Below are 19,107 nucleotides of genomic sequence, written 5' to 3' on the forward strand. Positions count from 1 at the left end.
CCGCTACCCTAGCACCCCTGCAGACAACAAATTACTTATTCCAGTCACTACCATATCAATACCTATGGCACCGATAAAGAAGCCAAAGATACGCAACAGAAGCTCCATGTTTTTATCAAATGCCTGACGAATTACTTTAGAGTGGAGGCTGTTACGAATCAATTTCAAACCCATAATGATTGCATAATTTACAAGCAATATTATGACCAAGGACAAAATTCCTTCCCATATCTCAAGCTCCTCTCCCATAAGTACTGTCAAAGAAATGGTACCTGCACCCACCATAAAAGGCAAGGCTATTTCTGAGGCCAAATCATGTAGATCTCCCTTCATTTGTATAAAAGCCTTTTTCCCTTGGACAATGAACATGTAAGCAAATGAAAAAATAACTATGCCACCAAAAATCCGAAATGAGTCAAAGTTGATGCGAAAAACTTTTGAAAAAACGACATCTCCGAATACCAGGAACGCCAACAAGGTAAAAAATGACATAACAGTAGCTTTGAACAACACAAACCTAAACTCCCCATCGGTCAGGTCACTCATTACCGGTTTTAGGTAAAGAAAAAGAGCAAATGGGTTTAGCATTACAAGAAAACTAATAATCGCTGTTAACATATACCAGTTGTGGGTTATTTTTTCAAAATCACAGCAAAGGTATAAATAATGTTGGGGATGAAAGAAAAGAACAGGAGGAAAAAAAAGCAACTAATGCCGCATCTGCTTATTTGGTTTTTAACCATAGAACCACTATGCTTTGAAAATACAATACGCTGTTTTTTTGTTCTTTGCCCTCATAAAGAAATCTAATACATAAGACTGAACACATTATGTGGCTGAATGATTGATCAGATCATCATACAAAAACGGCAGCACGGCATTCTATTAACATTAGTTTCACACATCCCGTTAGTTTCTTATAAGAGCTTCAGACAAACGATAAAAGTCTTATATGAAAATCTTACAAGGCGGTGTACCTAAGTGTGGAAATTTTTGGCTTTGGCAAATCATTCAACAAATTCTAAAATTGTCAGACCATGACCACACCAGCTATATTGAAAAACAACCAATCTACAACCTTGCCAGAACCTGGGACCTTAATTTCCCCGAACAGGCTAGAATAGATGTGATAGACATTACAGACCTTCAAGTCAGTCACAGGATAAGCAGCATCTACAGAATGCCGATAGAAAACATGCCCCAATACCTTGCTCAAACAAACCATGTCTGGACACATTCGCCTATTTGCAAAAGAAGTGCTGACGTTTTCAAACACTTTAACAAAAAAGTATACATTATCCGCGACCCGAGGGACAGGGCTATTTCAGCTTCAAAATATTATACATCGCTCTACATGCTCAAATATTTTCCTCAAGAAGAAAAAGATCCGCAAAGTTTTCTTAATAAAAACCTAGAAAAATTAATGCACGAATGGGTTTGGCATGTATGGGACCATTTAAGAATGAGCAAGACACATAATATACATTTCTTGTTTTTTGAGGGTTTAAAAACAAACTTTCAGCAGGAATTACAAGGTCTATTGGACTACTTGGAAATAGATTTAACAAAGAACCAAAAGCTGTTTATAGAAGATGCTGTTAGTTTCAGTACATTAAAAAAACAGAACCCTAAGCATCTAAAAACAGGAAAGTTCGGTTATTGGAAAGAACACCTAAACGACACTCAGCTAAGCACCACACTAAAAATAGTAAACCCTCTCTTAAACTTCTTAGGATATCCTGAAGATGACACGCCAACAACAGTGCCTCCTCTTAATGCAACCATGCAGGAGATCGCTTCTCTTAAAGAAAAGCTTATTTACTCACAGCAGTTTTTGTATAGTTAATTTATGGTATTTTATTGCTTACCTGCCTATAGTTAACAGATGCCGGAGCGGGTTTAGGAGCGTATTTTACCTCCCTGAACACCTCTTACATTGAATTTTCAGAGTTCAATCCTTTAGCACTCCCCCACCGTCTTAACAATCCCATTTCATCAAGGTTGATTAATTATATAGAGAAAAAAAATAAACAATGGAGAAAGGAAGGCACGCAGAAAGACCAAAGCAGATACCTGCAAAAGGATGGAAAGAGGTACTTATTAGGGTAAAAGACAATTTCACGAGCGACTATCTGGATGTAGTTTCAGCGGGAGTTGGATTTTACTTCTTTTTGGCACTTTTCCCGTTAATAGCAGCATCAATAGCCATTTATGGTTTGATTTTCGACCCTCAGGAGGTAGAACAACATATAGAGGGATTGGCAGGTGCTTTACCACAAGAAGCACATACGCTTATCTCACAAGGACTGCAAAACCTGGTGGAACAATCGGAGCAGGGACTGGGATGGGCCTTGGTCATAAGTATCTTGGTCAGTTTATGGTCTGCCAACCAAGGTACGAAAGCCGTTTTCGACGGAGTAAACATTGCTTACAATGAGAAAATAGAGCGAAGTTTTATTAAGAATAATTTATTAGGATTTGCCGTAACCTTAGGCGGTATAGTAGTAGGCCTTATTAGCGCAGTGCTGGTCATAGGATTTCCAGCAGTAGTCGGCAGACTAGGACTTCCTGAAACCCTTACGGGAATACTTTCTTTTGTGAGATGGCCTTTACTGTTTGCGATTGTCATCTTTTCTTTTGGTGTTATTTATAAGGTATCTCCTGACAGGGAAAATCCAAAGTTCAGATGGACAAGTCCGGGAGCAGTTTTCGCTACCTGTCTTTGGATTGCAGGTTCTCTGCTGTTCTCGCTTTATGTAGACAATTTTGGAGACTTTGATGCCACTTATGGTTCAGTAGCTGCAGTTATTATCCTCATGCTATGGTTCCAACTTACGGCCATCAGCATTTTGATAGGCGCAGAGATAAATTCTGAACTGGAACACCAAACCAGTAAAGACACTACGACAGGAGAACCACACCCTATGGGCGAAAGAGGCGCCTGGCATGCAGACCATGTGGCTAAAACCGAGGAAAAAGAAGAAGAAGAAAAAGAGGAGAAACACAAACAAAGAGAGCCTGCCAAAAGGAAAAAAACTCGTAGAGCGGGCGGGAAAATTCGTAAGCCTAATGATTTTAGGGACAAAAGTGATAATTAGGGGTAGCGGCAAGGCATGCCTTGCCACTACCCTAATTCATGCTATATCTGCGAACCCACTGTGCACGAAAAACGAATTGTTATCATGCCATAACTACCAAACCCCTAACTGTCTACCTATTGCTTTTATTTGCCCGATATGGTAGGCATTGTGGTGAAAAGCAGTCATAGCTGCCCAAGCGACCGACTTGCCATTGCCGTACACCTTATGCAGGTCAACATCTTTACTTTTCACTATTTTGATCATTTTATCTAGTTGACCTTCTAAATGAAGAATGGATGTTTCCCAGTCTTCTTTAGTCTCAGGGTTCATATTTTTTGGCCAATAAGCTTCGGGCCACACATCTTGATTATTCTCTGGGTCATCCATAAAATGTAAAAGGACAGTTTGCCGATATTTCAAATGCTCAAGCAAACCATATGCAGAAAATGGGAGCCCATCTAGGACATACCCTGCTTTCTCATAGTGAAACTCTTTTAACAGCGTAACTACCGGGGCAAATCCTCCTTGTAAAAGTTCTACTAAATAATCTTTGAAATACGCACTTTTCTCATCCAACACCATCACACAAAACTTTCATCCTAACTCTTATATTAAAAGAATCCAGCTTATGAAGCTTTTGTTTAGTGCGACCATTTTCAAAAAGGTATCCTCACAGGCAAACCACAAAAATTATATTTTCCAGCCCCCAGTATTACCATACAAAACTCGGTCTGGCATTACCATACTTCCTATTGATGATTCTGAGACCAAGCATTATTTCATGAGAATTAGGTCTATGGTACCTATTCCCATCAAGCATGGAAATATCATAAGAATACCCAAAATCAAACCGGTCTGCATAGGTAAAGCCAATAAGGAAGACAACTGCATCTGCAGTACGGTAGGAAACTCCACCCCATAACAGGTCCATATAATTTGCTTTTACAGTAAGGTCAACTGCAGGAACCGTTCCAGGGAAAAAACGAACCAATGTAGAAGGTACCAGGGCCACTTCGTCGCTAATCCTCATCCGATAGCCACCAGTAAAAAAGTAATGCCTTTCCATATTATATACCCCGGTCACATGTGGCTGCACTTGGTTTCCAAAAGCAGCCTCTCCAGCCAAAAGCTGATTAATAGAAAAGCCAGTATAAAACCGTTCGCCGTAAACCATCATGCCAACCATGGCATCTGGTACTAACCCATGCATGTTATTGTTATAAGCAATGGCCATATCCCCATCCTCTTCCAACACAGCACGACTCCAGTCCATACGGTGCTGCCGCACCCCTATAAATGCACCCATAGAAGCGTATACTTTAGGCGTCAAAGGAATATGGTATGCATAAGATGCGTGGACTGAAGCATTAGAGTAAAGACCAGCTTGGTCCAGCATAACCATACCTCCTACTCCATGGTGAGGCTTAACCTTATACCCAGAAGGAACAGTAGCATTTTCACGCCTTTTGTATCCTAAAAGCCTGCCCAACCTCCCAGGCTCTTTATACTCACCATCTTCCGACGGAACAACATCTACACTCTCCCGGTTTATAGTCTTTTTGCCAATTTGGCTATGACCTGTCATATAAATACTTCTCGGTGCACCTGGCAAGCCTGTCCATTGGTTTCTATGGCCGGCTTTGGCCTCCATAAAATTTTCAGCACCCCCAACAGCAGGGTTTATTAAATAATGGTTCCAAAGGTATTGCGAAAACATAGGAACCTGCTGGGCCTCGACAGAAAAAGGCAATAGGAGCAAAAACAAAAATCTAAGCTTATTCATTATTCTGCTTATCTAACAATAGTAATAAATCCTGAAACAGGCTCTGAACCTGGCGCTGTTTTTAAAGTATAATAGTAAGTTCCGGCAGGCATTTCAGCACCATTCGACCTTCCGTCCCAACCAGAAAAGACTCCTGATTCCCGGTATAGGATGACACCCCACCGGTTGAATATTTCAATGCTCGCTTCAGGGTAAAAGTGAATATTGCGAATGCGCCAAACATCATTGACTCCATCTCCATTAGGGGTAAAAGTATTAGGAATATGCAGTTCTTCTACAAACACTGTTACTTCTGCCGAGGCAAAACAGCCATTGGTATCTGCAACTTCCACTGAAAATACCGTTGTTTCCTTAGGACTGGCAATAGGATTGTCCACACTGGTGTTATTCAAACTTTCATGATCTTCCCACTGATAAGAGACTCCCCCTGTAGCCTGTAACTGTACACTGCCACCGGAAATAATGGAAGTATCCATTCCTGCACTTACATTAAAGTCAGGGAAATAAGTAATATATGCTGGTTCAGTATAAAAAGGAGCGCAATTGCCATTTTGCACATATGCCCTAAAAATAACGGTTCCATCTTGGTCTCCACCGTAAGGGTATAACCTATCATCTGTAACATCCACCTCTTCGAAAGCCAAATCTGTAGCGTCTGCATATTCCCAATGCAGCACAGAGGTAAAAGTCCCTACTACCTGTAAAGAATCAACTTTTTCATCAATACAATAGCTATTGCCTCCTGTTACCAAGGCGGGTTCCTGTCTATCCACATTAAGCATCACGGTATCGCTATAAGCCACTCCACAGTCTCCAGTGACCATTAAATAAAAAACAGTAGAGTCCAACTCCGGAAGTACAGGTTCAACTACCAATTCCGATTGGGAGAGTCCTGACAGGGTGTCGGTGTTTTCAAGGCCTTCGGCAAACCACTGCCAAGTAACATCACCCGCCCCTTCCTCTATATCTACAGAAAACACCGCACCACCACCTTCACAAACCCTTTGATTTGCAGGATGAAAAGCTATTTTAGGAGCGGAGACAAGGTCTATATGCTCCAGTTCGTATGCATCTTCCAAAATATACGAACAACCAGAAGCGTCCCTAATCTGTACAGAATAAGTACCACCAGAAAGGTTTTCAAAAATAGGATATTCAGCCCATGAGCTGCCATTTACAGAATACATGTATGGGGGCACACCACCAGACACATCACCAATTTCGATCTCCCCATTTGAATTGCCCTCACAGCCCGAAGCATTATTGCTCAGAACGGTAGCCTGTACCACCTCTGGCTCTTCCAATGAAATACTCTGTTTAAGAATTTCAAAACATGAGGCATCAGAGGCATCTTTAATGTGGACTTGGTAGTTTCCTGGCTCTAAACCTGAAAAAGAAGATGCAGAAGACCAGTTTGCCCCGCCATCTATCGAGTATCTATATTGCCCACTTCCTCCTTGAGGACTAACAACAGAGATTAAGCCATCATCATAACCATGACAAGAAATACCCGAGAACTCTACATTAGCACTCAATGCTTCCGGTTCTCGCACAATGTTTCCTGAGAAATCAGCAATACATGCATGGTCGGTTGGATCCCGCATATAAACAGTATAAGCCCCTGAAGCCAACCCTTCAAAAGTACCATAAGGGCTCCACAGCAAACCATCCAAACTAAATTCATACTGACCGCTACCTCCTGAAGGAGCCATAACAGATATTTCGCCATTTTCAGCTCCCAAACATGTTACTGCTGTACTTGTTATATTTGCGTGAAGTTCATAAGAGTTAACTACATATTCCCCTAAGTCAGTTTGACATTCCTTATCTTCTTCATCCCTAATTAACAGGTTAAATGCCCCAGGAGACAACCCTTCGAAAACCTCCTCACCTTGCCAAGCTTCCCCACCATCAATGCTATATCCATAGTTAAAGCTCCCTCCAGAGACCGAAGTAAAACTGATTTCGCCCTTTTCGCCTCCTTCACAAGGAATGTCTACCACCTCTACCGAAGCTGACAGTTGTTCAGGTTCAGCCACCTCAAACACACCTAAAGATACCTGACAAACATCATTCTCAGCATCCCGTATTTCTACTTCATAAGAACCTAGGGTCAATCCCTTAAACTCTTGTTCTCCCAGCCACTCACCATCAATATTGAATTCAAAAGTTCCACTGCCACCTGTAATGTTACTTAAAGATATCATTCCATTCTCCAACCCATTACAGGAAACATCTTCTACTTCAACAGTGGCCGAAAGTTTTTCTGGTTGGTGCAACGAGTATGTTCCCAAAGAGGATTGACAAGTATTAAAGTTGGCGTCGCGAATCCAAACCTCATAATCGCCAGCTTCCAAGTCAGCAAAGTCGCTTGTAGCCCAAGAACTTTTTCCATCAATTGAAAACTCATAAGCACCGCTACCTCCTGAAAGTGATAAAAACTCTATTGCTCCATCAGAACCTTCGAAGCAATTTATATGGTTGCTAACTACTTCAGCATGCAACGCTTCAGGCGCTTCCACCTCAATTTCACCCAACGAAGTGTAACACGCACCTTCGGACACATCAGCATCAGCAATTAGCACTTCATAATTTCCAGCATTGAGCCCTGAAAAGTGGTTTGAAGCCTGCCAATTGGAACCTCCGTCTATAGAATATTTAAAAGAACCACTTCCTCCTGAAGAAGCAAGTACTGAAACAGCGCCTTCGGCTGCCCCATGGCAATTGACATGGTCAACTTCAAGGTCTCCAGACAATATTTCCGGCTGAACCAAGCTAACTGTTTCTGGTGAAGTGTAACAATTTTGATTCTTTGCATCTCTTACATTGACAGTATACGCTCCAGCCGAAAGGTTAGCATGCACAGGTTCCATTCCCCAAGTCTCTCCGCCATCAAGAGAAAACTCGTATTTTCCACTTCCTCCAGAAGGGTTTATTTCAATTACCCCAGTGGCTTCCCCATAGCATTGCAAAGGAAAATATTCAACACTAAAAGATAGTTCCTCAGGTTCTTCGATGCCAAAAGAACCTAAAGACCTTGCACAATTATTGGCTTCTGCATCTCGAATGACTGCCACAAAATTTCCTGCAGAAATATTTGAGAAGTTCGGACTGCCGTTCCAAGTGTCCCCACCATCAATCGAGTACTCATAATTACCGCTACCTCCCGAAGGGTTCTCAAATACAACTTGTCCATTATCCCCTCCATAGCAAGTTGCATTCACCTGATTTACCGAAGCATTTAAAATTTGAGGCTGACTTACAACAACAGGATCAAATATTCGCACACAGGCAGTATTTGAAGCATCTCTTATAGCCACCTGATATTCCGCAGGAGCTAAATCATTAAAATTCCCATGTGCACCCCATGAGTTTCCACCATCCGTAGAATATTCAAATACACCACTGCCACCTACAGGATCGACAATGATAATTTCACCATCCTGCACCCCATTGCACGTACTGTTTTTCACCTCAACCGTAGCCTCTAGAGCATCTACAGAAGCTATAGTTACGCTTCCTAACTTTCTCTCACAAGTATTCAGGTTGCCGTCCCTTACATATACCGTATAGTTCCCTGCTGCAAGGTTTTCAAAAGACGTCCCTTCTTGCCAGTGTTGACCGTTGTCAACCGAATATTCGTAAGCACCGCTGCCCCCTGTCGGCATGGAAAGGTGAATTGCGCCACTGTTGGTTCCAAAGCAGTTTACTTCTACCGCTTCAATTTCAGCGGCCATTGGTTCGGGCTGCGCTATGACCGTGCTTTCTGCTTCTGCCATACAAGCATGGTCTTCTGCGTCCCTCACCAAGACCTGATTATAAATACCGGCAGGCAAACCTTCAAAAACAGCCGCTTCTTGCCAATAATTTCCGTTATCGACCGAAAACTGGTACGATCCACTCCCGCCCGAAACATTTACTGCTATAGATCCTTCATTGCCCCCATAGCAATTGTTGTCACTGGAAGACAGAGAAACAGACAAAGCTTCAGGTGCGGTTACCTCATAGCTTCCCAAGCTTATGGAGCATGAAGGATTTGCCTCATCACGAAGGAAAACTTCATAAGCCCCCGCCTCAAGTTCCATAAATTCATTGCTTGATTGCCACTCCCCAATGCTGAACTCATAACTGCCACTTCCCCCGCTTACGTCGCTAACGAGCAAAGAACCATTGTCTCCACCATCACAAGTCACCGGCGACACTTCCACAGAACCGTTCAACACAGAGGGCTGTGACAGTTCCACGTTGCCCAAACCAATTTGGCAGGCAGGGTTTTCTGCATCACGAATAAACGGGGTATAGACAGACGCTCCAAGAGAAGGGAATATACCCGAAGACTGCCAATCGGTACCGTTCACAGAATATACGTACACGCCACTGCCCCCGGTCGGGCTGGTGAAAACGATCTGCCCAGTTTCCCCTTCATAGCAACCTACATGTTCATAGTCAACCACCGCAGCAAGCTCTTCTGGCTGGGAAAGGCTCACCACCTCCAGTTCCCGCTGGCAACCGGGCTCGTTTTTGTCCCTTATATATACCGTATAGTTCCCCGCTTCAAGGTTTTCAAAAGACGTCCCTTCTTGCCAGTGTTGACCGTTGTCAACTGAATATTCGTAAGCACCGCTGCCTCCTGTCGACATGGAAAAATGGATTGCGCCACTGTTGGTTCCGAAGCAGTTAACTTCTACCGCTTCAATTTCAGCGGTCATTGGTTCGGGTTGCGCTATGACCGTGCTTTCCCCTTCTGTCATACAAGCATGGTCTTCTGCGTCCCTCACAAAAACCTGGTTATAGATACCGGCAGGCAGACCTTCAAAAACAGCCGCTTCTTGCCAAGAATTTCCGTTGTCGACCGAAAACTGGTACGATCCACTCCCGCCCGAAACATTTACTGCTATAGATCCTTCATTGCCCCCATAGCAATTGTTGTCACTGGAAGACAGAGAAACAGACAAAGCTTCAGGTGCGGTTATCTCATAGCTTCCCAAGCTTATGGAGCATGAAGGATTTGCCTCATCACGAAGGAAAACTTCATAAGCCCCCGCCTCAAGTTCCATAAATTCATTGCTTGATTGCCACTCCCCAATGCTGAACTCATAACTGCCACTTCCCCCGCTTACGTCGCTAACGAGCAAAGAACCATTGTCTCCACCATCACAAGTCACCGGCGACACTTCCACAGAACCGTTCAATACAGAGGGCTGTGACAGTTCCACGTTGCCCAAACCAATTTGGCAGGCAGGGTTTTCTGCATCACGAATAAACGGGGTATAGACAGACGCTCCAAGAGAAGGGAATATACCCGAAGACTGCCAATCGGTACCGTTCACAGAATATTCGTACACGCCACTGCCCCCGGTCGGACTGGAGAAAACGATCTGCCCAGATTCTCCTTCATAGCAATCTACATGTTCATAGTCAACCACCGCAGCAAGCTCTTCTGGCTGGGAAAGGCTCACCACCTCCAGTTCCCGCTGGCAACCGGGCTCGTTTTTGTCCCTTATATATACCGTATAGTTCCCCGCTGCAAGGTTTTCAAAAGACGTCCCTTCTTGCCAGTGTTGACCGTTGTCAACCGAATATTCGTAAGCTCCGCTGCCTCCTGTCGGCATGGAAAAATGGATTGCGCCACTGTTGGTTCCGAAGCAGTTTACCTCTACAACATCTACAGATGCCGAAAGCTCTTCAGGAGCATTTATATCCAGCAATCCAAGAGAAAGTACACAAGAGGTATCATTTGCATCACGAACGTTGACGGCAAATTCTCCAGAGGGCAAATCAGAAAATTCTGCACCAGGCACCCACACCCCTTCGTTTATACTAAATTCATATTCGCCAGAACCACCAGATATCGTATGGAAAGAAATAGAACCATCTTCCTCTCCATAACAAGAAACATGGTCTTTTGCTACAGAAGCAGACAAAGCTTCTACCTCCTTTATCTCTAAAGCTTCGTCCAACACCACCCTACAGGCAGGAGTAACACCATCCCTGATGTGAATATTGTACACTCCTGGCTGAAGGTCATTATACTGAGCTACCGATTGCCAACTTTCACCACCATCTTTAGAAAACTGATACGTCCCGCCCCCGCCAGCTATATCAGTAAAAAGAATTTTTCCATTATTACCCCCATAGCAAGAAATGTGTATGGGATTGATAGTTGCAGATAACTGCTCAGGTTGCAAAATTTCTACCGGGTCATCAAAGGAATATGTACATACCTCATCACGCATGGCTAGAGAATACACTCCCGCACTTAAGCCCTCAAAAGACATCGACTCTTGCCAGTAGTCTCCATCAATAGAAAATTCATAAACCCCTATCCCTCCTGAAGGAGATGAAAAAGTGATATTTCCGGTAGATTCGTCAAAGCAGTTAATATTTGAAGAAGACACTCCCGCAGAAAGAGGTTCAGGCTCAGAAACTGTGACATTTTCCTGTAAAACCTTTCTACAACCAGGATTTTCGGCATCTCTAATACTTACCTTATAAGAACCCGCCGACAAGTTGTCAAAAGCCGAAGATACTTGCCACGTGAGCCCGCCATCATTGGAAAATTCATAAGAACCAGAACCGCCAGATAAATTATCTACAGCAATGCTGCCAGTGCTACCTCCGTTACATAAGACATCATCCACAGAAACATTACCATCTAACACATCTGGCTCTTCAACAACCAGTCCTTCTTGGAGCATTTTCACACATGAAGTGACCACCGCATCCCTCATCATAACATCATATGTTCCGGCAGGAAGGTTGGTATAGCTACCGGACATCTGCCAATTTTCACCACCGTCAATAGAATACTGGTAATGCTCTCCCCCACCTGTAGGGTTACTTATGTTTATAACACCAGAAGCTACTCCGTTGCAGCCGGAGTTTTCAGAATAAACAGTTGCATTCAACTCCTCCAACTCTACAATATGGAGGGCATCGTCCATTACTTTTACACACGCTTGGTTTTCAGCATCACCAAGCAACACCTGATAAAAACCACCAGGAAGCTCGTCAAAAAGACCATCAGGAAACCATGTTTCCCCGCCATTAATAGAGTATCTATAAGTGCCAGAGCCCCCTGAAGCATTACTCAACCTAATCTGGCCAGTTTCTTCTCCATAACATATAACTATTTTTGAAGACAAAGAAGCGGTTAACTCTGCAACAGTAGGAACTTTTATTTGACTATCTAGCACCTTCAAGCAAGATGTCGCCTCTGCGTCCCTGACACTGATTTGATAGGTGCCAGCAGAGAGATGCTCAAACAAACCCGAGCTCTGCCATCCACTGCCAATAGAAAACTCGTAATTGCCACTACCACCCTCAGGTGATATAAATTCAATTTTGCCGGACTCTTCACCAAAACAATCCACCTCAGTGACAGTCACACCAGCATCCAATGGTTCGGGCTGCCCTATTTCCAGATTAGGATTAAGAGTTTGGCTACAAGATACCGTGGCTGCATCCCTGATCATTATGTGATAGTTTCCATGAGGAACAGTATTAAAATCACCAGAGTTACGCCAACTTTCCCCACCATTGATAGAGTACTGATACGCTCCTCCTCCACCAGATGGCGAATGTATATTAATTTTACCTGATGCAGTATTATGACATAGGGCATTCTGAAAAGACACATCAGCATCTAACTGATTGGGCTGGGTTAATGCAATAGCTGAAAAGTTCTTTATACACGTTGGTGCGTTTTTATCACGCATGCTCAACTGGTACTCATTTGCTGACAAGCCAGAAAAAACATGATTCGATTGCCAAGTAGCACCAGCGTCTATAGAATATTCGTACACACCACTCCCACCAGAGGGCGCAGTAAAGCTAATTTCTCCAGTAGAAGCCCCATAGCAGTTGATGTTGCTCGACGACACTATAGCGTTTAAAGGATCAGGACGTGATAATACTACTGCATCATTTAAAGTTTTAACGCAATTTTCATCGTCCATGTCCTTGACCATAACGTCATATACCGCCGGGCTTAAACCACTAAAAACCCCTTCCGTTTGCCATGAAACCCCACCATCAATCGAAAACCCAAAACTACCACTTCCTCCTACAGGGTCTGACAACAAGATTTCTCCATCCTCTTCATTATGACAACTAAGGTTAGCATATTCCAAGTTAGCACCCAACTCAGCTGGCTGAGCAATCTCCACCTCAGCATCTAGCGTAACACTACATGCTATTTGATTGGCATCGCGCACCATAACATGGTAGCTACCCACAGGAACATCGTCAAAAACCAATACACTTTGCCAACTTTCTCCTCCATCTATAGAAGCCTCATAGACACCGCTTCCTCCTGACAAACTAGAGATTTCTATCGTACCGTTTTCAGCGCCAAAGCAGGTAACTTTTGACGAAGCAACTTCACCAGTAAGGCTACAGTCACCCAAAGGTTTTTCTTCACCATATCCAACATAAGAGCATGTAAGAAAAACAAAAAAAGTAAAAGCTTTAAAAAGCGACATCCCGTGCCTGCTATTTACAAGTGCATTATTGAACAACGCACTCAAACTTAAAAAATATAACTTTTTTAATAAAAAATATGAATACTGCAATTCTCTCAACATAATTAACAACAACATATAACAGACGCTAAAGTAGTCATAAACTATGAATTTTTAGATAAGAAAACAGAAAAAGATACAAGGAAATAAATACAAGATAATTGGACATTTCATCTTTTGATTGTTATTTAGCATTACGAAAATTACAAAAACATGCAAAAGCATATCCTATTACTTGTACTAACATTGTTGTTCAGCAACTTATGTGCACAAGACATTTCTAAAAAAAATAGAGCTCACCTAAAAAAAGGAGTGACCTTGTTCAAAAAAGAGGTTTACCAAGATGCACTCAAAGAGTTCTTAAAAATAGACAGCACCGAAAGAACTGACGCAAAGCTTAATTACAACATAGGAATATGTTATTTATATACAAAGCAAGCCTCAAAAGCATTAAAACATCTTCAAATGGCCATAGCTTCCAGTGCAGGATTTGAGGATGCAGATTTTTACTTGGGTAGGGCTTATCACCTAAACCATGAGTTCAAAAATGCCATTTCCGCTTTTGAAGCTTACAAAAAACAACTAAAAGCATCAGAACGTGAAAAAATAGCCGAAGTAGAAAAGTATATAACCTACTGTAAAAACGGGGCAAATCTAATCATGGACTCTACAGCAGTAAAAATTACCAATCTAGGGTATGTCATAAATTCTGAATATCCAGATTACAACCCTTTAATCTCTGCTGATGAGTCGGTTTTGATGTTTACCTCACGCAAACCCATTAGTACAGGTGGACGCCTTGACCCTAAAGACCTTATGTATTTTGAAGACATCTATATGTCCGAAAAAGAAGATGGGGTATGGCTCCCCCCGGTAAGTTTGGATAAAATTAACACCGCCAAACATGAAGCTTGTGTAGCGCTTTCGGCAGACGGCCAACAAATGATGGTTTACAAAGCCAATTCTGGCAACGGAGATTTGTTTATCAGCACACTGGACGGCTCTACATGGACTACCCCCAAAAACCTTGGCCCTAACATAAACTCTCCAGCATGGGAATCAAGCGGAAGTATTTCTTCTAATAATGATGTTATCTTTTTTTCCAGCAATAGAAAAGGGGGTGTAGGAGGAACAGACATCTATATGTCAAAAAGAGAAGAAGACGGGACTTTTGGCCCGGCCATTTTACTGGGACCACAAGTCAACACCCCTGACGATGAAATATCTCCCTTCATTCATGCAGATGGGCAAACTTTATACTTTAGCTCCAGAGGACACAGGTCTATGGGTGGATTTGACATATTTTCAGTAAAAATTGATCTAGAAACAGGAGAAATTTTATCAAATGCAAAAAATGTTGGGTATCCAATTAACACCGCAGGTGACGATTTTCACTTTGTCTGGTCGGCAGACAATTCAAGAGCTTACTTCTCTTCCATCAGAGAAAATGGTTTTGGAGAAAAAGATATTTATATGTTGGAAAGGGATGTGTCTCTTGCCCCACTTGTTGTATGGAAAGGTTTGGTACTAGACTGCATAACTCAACAGCCCTTGCTTTCTAAAATAACAGTAACAGACAATAGCACTGGAAAAGTTGTAGGAACATATACCCCAAATAGCAGCACGGGTAAATACATTGTCATACTCCCTTCAGGAAGAAATTATGGCATTGCAGTAGAGTCAGAAGATTATGCATTTTTCTCAAAAAACATAGATATTCCAAACCTGGCATCATATAAAGAAATAGAGGAAAAAATATGCCTCGACCCAATCGCAAAGGGAACAATAATTACCCTGCGTAACATATTTTTCGATTTTGACCGCTACTCTCTGCGAAAAGAATCTGAAATTGAACTAGAAAGGGTATACAATTTTTTAACAACAAACCCAGATGTGCGTATAGAAATATCAGGCCACACAGATGCTGAAGGTGATGCTGAATACAACTTAAAGCTTTCGAAACAAAGAGCAAAAGCTGTCTTCAACTACCTGACCAAAAAAGGTATTGACCAGAACAGGCTTGAAACTAACGGCTATGGGTTAACCAAACCAATTGCCACCAACGAAACAAGAGAGGGAAGACAGTTAAACAGAAGAACTGAACTCACTATTAAATAAATTTCTATGCACGATCAAATAAAAACCAATACTATAGTTAGCACAACTAATTTCAAAAGTAAGCATTTTTGGATCAAAAGAACTGTTATGTCCTTGGCAGCAATAATTACCCTGCTAATATGGAACTTTGAGAGTAATTTATTAAATTTTACGCTTTTCACATGCTTCGCCACAGCTATCTTCTTAACAAGAGAAGAGGATTTACTTGTTGACGAAAGCCATTTATATCATTTAAGGACCTCATTACTCCCTAACCTTTCATCAGTTGAAAAATATGAACTATCTCATATTAAATCGTTTAAGAGTAAAAGTTATAGTTACCCCTTGTGGTATTTTCTTGACAACAAAAATTTAAAAGGAATAGATACAAAAATTGAAGTTACCTTTAACAATAGTTCTTCCACCAAAATTGATATTAACATAAATCAAAAAGAAATGGAACAGCTCTCCAAAACAATTACAGCTAAAATAGCAAAAGAAGGTTAGGAAGAACCTTGCAAAGCAGTCGTTTACAAGGTTCTTTGACTATAGTCTGGTAAAGCTAACCAACAGTTACTTTGACAGGACAGAACACATAGGGATGGTTTTGAGCTATAATACTACATGCCAAAGTTACCGCATTAATATCCAGATGGTCTTTCCAGGAGCCATGTCTTTGATTCTTTTCATCTAGCCAACTATTTTCAATTTCGTCTGCTAGAACCATATAACGCTCTATTTTTTTTAGAGATATCCCTACCTCTCCTACCCGGTCTTTTAACGCAAATATAGCCCGTAACCCAAGAGACAAACCGCACTCACGGAAAGCCAATCTACCAAATGGGGCACTTTTGACTTCTTCGCTGTGCATAAAATATCCAAGTCCATATAAACATTCCTGAAAAAGTTTTTTAGGCTGAATGGATTCGTTTAGTTTTCTGCCAGAAAGAGTAAGAGCGGATGCTTGTAGCGTGTTGAGCAATAGACTGCCAGTCCCCAAGGCATCTGCTGTAGACCACTCCTGCCCATGACATAATTTATTAAGGTCGTCCAACATTTGGCCAAGCTCCTTTTCTTTCTCAGGTAAAACATCCAAGATACTTTCTGCACAAATGAGACCTTCGAGCGGATCATGTGCACCCGAGGCTGAAACCAAAGGCCGGGACAAATCGGTACTCATCTTCCAGTACATCCGAAGACCTTTGCTCCTATCAATGAATTTTTCGCATGCTTTTAGTAGTTCAAGAGCCTGTATAGCATATTGCCGATTGTCCGTTTCCCTTTCAGCCAGAAGCAACGAATGAATCCATCGGGTAATATAATGAAAATACTGTCCATCACGGTCCCATTCAAGACGGCTATTGAAAGGTTCATCCTGACCTCGTTCTGGCATTTCCTTCCCGATCCTCAACCCGCCAACTGTTGGGTGTTCTTTTCCTTCACTCTCAGACAAACCACTAATCCATCCTTTTCGGGAATCTTCCTTATGAAACTTCCCGAGCACACCATGAACAGCATCAATCAACCTTACCGCTAGTTTTTCATATTCTTTATTGTCATAAATATGCGCAAGGGCAAAAAAGCCCTGTACGGCAAAGGCATCTGTCCCTAAGTAACGCTGGGTAATACCCCCTTCTCCTTCTACAATGCCAGTCCTTCGGGCATAGTCCATCAAAAGTCTATGTGCTTTTTCCTGTTTATTGCTCATTGTTAAGATTTTATGGATTGATACAAATCACCGTTGCGCTTCACCAGTCATGGGTACAAACCGCACAGGAAGAAGCTTATGTTTAGAGAATTTATGATCTCCTATTTTTTCCCAAAAGTTTAAATATTGCACCTCTTCCCCTACAGGAGCCAAGATTTTACCACCAACTTTAAGCTGCTTTTTCAAAGGCTCTGGAATTTCTGGAGGGGCAGCCGTAAGGACAATGGCATCAAAGGGTGCTTTCTCCGGCCATCCTTCAAAGCCATCTTTGTGCTGAAGATAAACATTTGAAATACCAGCCTTCTGTAAATTCTCTTTGGCCAAATCAGCGAGCCAATCAACAATTTCGATGCTATACACTTCAGAAACTATTTGAGAAAGAATGGCAGCATTGTAGCCACATCCAGAGCCAATTTCCAACACTTTGTCTTCAGGGTTTAATTTTAACTCCTGCGCCATATATGCTACAATGTATGGTTGGCTAATGGTCTGTTCATGACCAATGGGCAAAGGACCATCTTCATAAGCCAAGTCCTGCATATCATCAGGCACAAACAGGCTTCTGTCAACTGACCCCATCGCTTTTAGCACCGCTGGGTCTGTTATCCCACGGTCTTTAAGCTGAAACTGGATCATATCTGCTTTGGTAGTTCTCATAGGTGCTTTTTTGTATTCAAACTACCACTTATAAAATTTGTTTGGCGAAGTGAACGCCCGGCATTATTTGGGTACTTTCTTCTCTACTAGCCCTTTCAGCTTAGCAAACTCCTCCCCTTTAAGGTGCTTTTTCATGAAAATATGGAACCCACTGTCGTTGGGATATACAAGGATGATATCATCTTTAACAAGTGCCCGGTTCATATCCTTCCAGTCATGCTCTACAGCACCCTTATGAGTCTCTATAGACAACCCTTGATCGGAAACCTCGTAAACAATAGGCGCTTGATATTCTGGCAGCTTTTTATACAACCGCTTCCCCATGGATTTCGTTTTCCAGATATAGTAAAAAAGGACAAAAGTACCGTAGATAAGTAAAAAATGAGCGGTAAAAGAGTCACCGTTGGCATAAACAAACTCCAATACAATACCCAAAGCAATCATTGCAAGAGCAAGGTAAAGCATGAGCCGTGTCCGATGCGGGTGGAAGGTAAAAAAGTGGGTTTCAAAAGCCTTCTGCAAGTCTTCTGCTTGATAGTTTATACTTAGTTTAAATGGTTGCATGTTTAGCAAGTTCAATTTTCAGAAGACAAAGTTACACATATCCTGAAAAACCACTGCATATAATCGCTCAGTCATCGACCGGAAACTGCCGAAAAATTTTTCTAACAGACCGTAAAAGGTTTTTTTCATGAAAAGTATCGTCCATCATTGGCTCTACCGTCCAACCACTCCAAATATGCCGCTCACGTTCCAGGTCATAAATATCAATGTAAAAAACGCCCTCTTCATAATAACCCTCTTGAAGCTCGTAGGACAACATTGAATTATTAGGCTGCCAAAACCTTTGCGGATACGGCGACTCCGGGAAAAAAGGCTGGACTGTCTGCACTTCCTGCTCTTCGACCATCAGGCGGTAGTCAATAAGAATATCAGGATCAACAGAGTCGGCAATAAAACCTCTGTCGTGCATCTCCTTATTTACAAAGTTATGGATATTTTGATGGATGATCGCATTATATAACTGATCATCTGTGGGTATCATCCAAGCATAAGTTTTATACTGCTCATAATCCCAATCATCTAATGCAGACGTGTGCACTTCTTTTACACATGATGAACATAAAAATATAAACAACAAGCCTATAACACTTACCAAACTCCTCATAAACATCTCCCCTTTTTTATAAAAACAGGTTCAGCCTTGTAAAGTTAATGACAAATACAACCTTGGGCAGTCTATGTTAATCTACTTAAAAT

At 42.0% G+C, this 19,107-nt stretch carries 12 protein-coding genes; 4 read left to right on the forward strand and 8 right to left on the reverse strand.

What is annotated here, in order from left to right; translation table 11 throughout:
* Window positions 1-3: 3 nt before the first annotated feature.
* Window positions 4-618 carry a MarC family protein gene (locus RCC89_15710; protein ID WMJ74598.1) on the reverse strand — a complete coding sequence of 205 codons (615 nt, stop codon included), beginning with the start codon at window positions 616-618 and terminating at the stop codon, window positions 4-6.
* A gap of 334 nt (window positions 619-952) precedes the next feature.
* Between RCC89_15710 and RCC89_15715 the strand changes: the two genes are divergently transcribed.
* Complete coding sequence (locus tag RCC89_15715; protein WMJ74599.1) at window positions 953-1,846, forward strand: sulfotransferase domain-containing protein; 894 nt, start codon at window positions 953-955, stop codon at window positions 1,844-1,846.
* Window positions 1,847-2,033: 187 nt separating this feature from the next.
* On the forward strand, window positions 2,034-3,098 hold the full coding sequence (locus RCC89_15720) for a YihY/virulence factor BrkB family protein (GenBank protein WMJ74600.1): 1,065 nt from the start codon (window positions 2,034-2,036) through the stop codon (window positions 3,096-3,098).
* Between the two features lie 93 nt (window positions 3,099-3,191).
* Here RCC89_15720 and RCC89_15725 read toward each other — a convergent pair whose 3' ends face one another.
* From RCC89_15725 to RCC89_15735, 3 genes are all read right to left on the reverse strand, one after another.
* Window positions 3,192-3,656 carry a hypothetical protein gene (locus RCC89_15725; protein WMJ74601.1) on the reverse strand — a complete coding sequence of 155 codons (465 nt, stop codon included), beginning with the start codon at window positions 3,654-3,656 and terminating at the stop codon, window positions 3,192-3,194.
* Window positions 3,657-3,792: 136 nt separating this feature from the next.
* Window positions 3,793-4,863: a type IX secretion system membrane protein PorP/SprF gene (locus RCC89_15730; protein WMJ74602.1), complete on the reverse strand. Its 1,071-nt coding sequence runs from the start codon at window positions 4,861-4,863 to the stop codon at window positions 3,793-3,795.
* An 8-nt stretch (window positions 4,864-4,871) separates the two neighbouring features.
* The gene (locus RCC89_15735; GenBank protein ID WMJ74603.1) at window positions 4,872-13,346 is read right to left on the reverse strand and encodes a gliding motility-associated C-terminal domain-containing protein; all 8,475 of its coding nucleotides are present in this window, start codon (window positions 13,344-13,346) and stop codon (window positions 4,872-4,874) included.
* A 252-nt stretch (window positions 13,347-13,598) separates the two neighbouring features.
* On the opposite strand from RCC89_15735, the gene RCC89_15740 reads away from it, so the two are divergent.
* Both RCC89_15740 and RCC89_15745 read left to right on the forward strand, forming a co-directional pair.
* Window positions 13,599-15,503, forward strand: a complete 1,905-nt coding sequence (locus tag RCC89_15740) for an OmpA family protein (protein ID WMJ74604.1) — start codon at window positions 13,599-13,601, stop codon at window positions 15,501-15,503.
* Between the two features lie 6 nt (window positions 15,504-15,509).
* Window positions 15,510-15,989: a hypothetical protein gene (locus tag RCC89_15745; protein WMJ74605.1), complete on the forward strand. Its 480-nt coding sequence runs from the start codon at window positions 15,510-15,512 to the stop codon at window positions 15,987-15,989.
* Between the two features lie 55 nt (window positions 15,990-16,044).
* On the opposite strand, the gene RCC89_15750 is transcribed toward RCC89_15745, so the two are convergent.
* From RCC89_15750 to RCC89_15765, 4 genes are all read right to left on the reverse strand, one after another.
* On the reverse strand, window positions 16,045-17,190 hold the full coding sequence (locus RCC89_15750; GenBank protein ID WMJ74606.1) for a hypothetical protein: 1,146 nt from the start codon (window positions 17,188-17,190) through the stop codon (window positions 16,045-16,047).
* Window positions 17,191-17,217: 27 nt separating this feature from the next.
* Window positions 17,218-17,847: a protein-L-isoaspartate(D-aspartate) O-methyltransferase gene (locus RCC89_15755; protein ID WMJ74607.1), complete on the reverse strand. Its 630-nt coding sequence runs from the start codon at window positions 17,845-17,847 to the stop codon at window positions 17,218-17,220.
* A gap of 63 nt (window positions 17,848-17,910) precedes the next feature.
* Window positions 17,911-18,411, reverse strand: a complete 501-nt coding sequence (locus tag RCC89_15760) for a hypothetical protein (protein WMJ74608.1) — start codon at window positions 18,409-18,411, stop codon at window positions 17,911-17,913.
* Window positions 18,412-18,478: 67 nt separating this feature from the next.
* Window positions 18,479-19,015, reverse strand: a complete 537-nt coding sequence (locus RCC89_15765) for a DUF4136 domain-containing protein (GenBank protein ID WMJ74609.1) — start codon at window positions 19,013-19,015, stop codon at window positions 18,479-18,481.
* Window positions 19,016-19,107: the final 92 nt, after the last annotated feature.

The sequence above is a fragment of the Cytophagaceae bacterium ABcell3 genome (assembly GCA_030913385.1).
Taxonomy (GTDB): domain Bacteria; phylum Bacteroidota; class Bacteroidia; order Cytophagales; family Cytophagaceae; genus ABcell3.